General features: G+C 62.8%; 4 protein-coding genes. 3 read left to right on the forward strand and 1 reads right to left on the reverse strand.

Annotated features, from left to right (window positions below):
* The coding region (locus RT424_RS24265; RefSeq protein WP_313443446.1) for a rod shape-determining protein at positions 1–235 on the forward strand (235 nt) is incomplete at its 5' end.
* 254 nt (positions 236–489) lie between these two features.
* Here the strand turns inward: RT424_RS24265 and RT424_RS24270 are convergent.
* Positions 490–1,458, reverse strand: a complete 969-nt coding sequence (locus RT424_RS24270) for a DMT family transporter (RefSeq protein ID WP_313443448.1) — start codon at positions 1,456–1,458, stop codon at positions 490–492.
* A 91-nt stretch (positions 1,459–1,549) separates the two neighbouring features.
* Here RT424_RS24270 and RT424_RS24275 point away from each other — a divergent pair, with 91 nt between their 5' ends.
* Both RT424_RS24275 and RT424_RS24280 read left to right on the forward strand, forming a co-directional pair.
* Positions 1,550–2,035, forward strand: a complete 486-nt coding sequence (locus tag RT424_RS24275; protein ID WP_313443450.1) for an Lrp/AsnC family transcriptional regulator — start codon at positions 1,550–1,552, stop codon at positions 2,033–2,035.
* A gap of 276 nt (positions 2,036–2,311) precedes the next feature.
* The coding region (locus RT424_RS24280; protein ID WP_313443453.1) for a multidrug efflux SMR transporter at positions 2,312–2,595 on the forward strand (284 nt) is incomplete at its 3' end.

A 2,595-nucleotide genomic window follows, 5' to 3' on the forward strand; every position in this document is an offset into this window, starting at 1 on the left:
GGTCGTCGAAAAACATGTGGCCCAGATCGTAAAGGTCGTGCGCGACGTGCTCGGACAGACCGCGCCAGACCTCAGTCAGGACATCCACGACAAGGGCATCCTGCTGACCGGCGGCAGCGCGCTGGTGCCCTTGATGCGCACCATGATCGCGGACGCAACGGGTCTTGAGGTCTTGACGGCTGATGAGCCCGCGCAATGCGTCGCCAAGGGCCTCGAGCGACTGCTCGACGTGTGATGGGACGAAGCCTGTGGCCGATCTAGTCGGTTGAGCAGTGCACCCAGCCCATCATAGCGGCCCGCGAGATCCGTCGGTGCAAGTGGCTCGAATTTTTCATGCGGGAAGGCCTCACTGCGAACGCCGAAAGTAGCGTCGGCCGGTAACCGATCGCGGCCCCCGGCACACGGTGTGGGCATCCTGCCTTGCCAAGATCTGCTGCGTGTCCCACACGGCTTGGAAAGGCAGCTGTGCCGGGCGGCCGCGCCGGGCGATCAGCCGGCGCCCATGGCCCCGACAGGGCGGCGGTGCACCGCGAGGCAGGATGTGACTCCCATGAACAGCAAGGTGAATGCCGCGATTTCCAGCGGCGTTGGCAACCTCTGCTCCCAGAGCAGGCCATAGAGCATAGCAAACAATGTCTCGAACAGGATCATCTGCCCGGAGAGCGTGAGAGGAAGGAGCCGGCTCATCCGGTTCCACAGGGCATTGCCCAGGATCGAGGCAAATAGCGCGATCGCCATCGAGATGCTCCCGAAAAGCAGCCAGGATGAGGAATCGTGGCGCAGCATCCCGAAAGCCATCGCCACGGGGACCAGCATAAGCGCCTGGGCACCGGTCATAAGACCGGTGAGCAGGCTCCAGTCATGGACCGACACGCGGTCGAGCCGCGCCAGGCAGCGATTGTTGCTCACGGCAAAGGCGGTCCAGGACAACAGCGCTCCGATGGCACAAAGGAGGCCCACCAGCGATGCACCGCCTGATCCGGTTATCGGCTTGGCAATGGCCTGCCAGCCGATGCAGACAGCGCCAGCAATGCACAAGGCCAGCGATGGCGCGAGCGTCCGCAGCGGCACCGCCTGCCGCTCGCGGCTGCCAATGATCGTGACTAGAACCGGGAGGAATCCGATGACGAGAGAGGTCATGGTCACCCCACCCAACTGCACAGCGCTCGAAAGCAAGACATAATAGAGAGTGTTGCCGGCAACCGCGAGCCAGACCAGCGAGAGCCAGTCGCTTGCCGAGAGCATCAACGCGACGGCACGCCAGCGCGGTGCGATCAAGGCTGCCGACAGGAGCCCATAAGCAAGATAGCGGCCGATCGCGAGTTCGAGCGGCGTGAAGGCGCGGGCCAGTTCAGGCGCAAGAAACACCAGCCCCCAGAGCGCTTCTGCTGCCATCCCGCAGGCCACGCCCTGCCACATTCTGTCGGTCCCCGCCGAACGGGGAATGGCGATGTCCATGACCTGCTCCTTGCTGAGACCGAGCGATTATCATCATGAAGACGGGTTTTGCGCTCTTGATCGGGGTGCGAAATGCAACAAAAACTCACCCATGCCTCAACCGTCCTCCCGTCTTCGCAAGCTTGATAGCTTCGACCGCGCCATCCTCCGTATTGTCCAGCGCGACACCAAGACGCCGCAACGCACGATTGCCGAAGCGGTGAACCTGTCCGCTGCCGCAGTTCAACGACGCATCGCGGCCATGGAAGCGGCCGGCGTCATCGAGCGCAATGTCGCGATCGTTGACACAAAGGCGCTCGGCATGACCATTACGTCGATCGTCGAGGTCACCCTGATCAATGAGCGGCCGCAGACCGTGGACGGTGCCAAAGCCCTTTTCCTGGCGGCGCCCGAAGTCCAGCAATGCTACTATGTGACGGGCGGGATCAGCTTCGTGCTGGTGATCGTGACAGACGATATGATCGAATATGAAGCCATCACCCGGCGTCTGTTCGCGGACAATGAGGCGGTGTCCAGCTTCCGCAGCCTGATCGCGCTCGACCGGGTCAAGGCTGGCGCAGAGATTGTCGTGCGCTGACGGGTTCGATCCGAACGTCTTCCTCGCGCAATGCCATACGGGCAGATCGCGCGCCGAATGATCCCTCGTCCTCGCGCGCCCGACCTTCGGGCGGCCTCCAGCCTGGGATTGAAACGTTCTTGGCGTTTCCTATCTGACGGGCGCGAGGCCACGTCCTCCCTCGGCATGCCGAGGCTCATGTCCGGGACGGCCCGGCGACCCTTGCGAAAGGAGGTCGCCTTGGCGTAGTTCTATCTATCCGTCGCCGGTCTGTTTGAAGTTCTTTGGGCCTTCTCCATGAAGCAGTCGGAAGGCTTCTCGCGTCTCGTCCCTTCGCTCATCACCATCGCCGCGATGATCGCGAGCTTCGCGCTGCTATCGCTCTCGATGAAGATGCTGCCGCTCGGTACCGCCTATACCATCTGGACGGGAATTGGCGCGGTCGGCGCCTTCCTCGTGGGGGTCGTCATTCTCGGCGAACCGGTGAACATGCTGCGCTCTGGAAAGATACAAGGCGTGTGGAACGCCCAAAGCTTTAGGCCGCTTGCTCAAAGGCCTCCTCGCCTGGCGCCCGGAGCATG

Source organism: Novosphingobium sp., from assembly GCF_032093395.1.
Taxonomy (GTDB): Bacteria; Pseudomonadota; Alphaproteobacteria; order Sphingomonadales; family Sphingomonadaceae; genus Novosphingobium.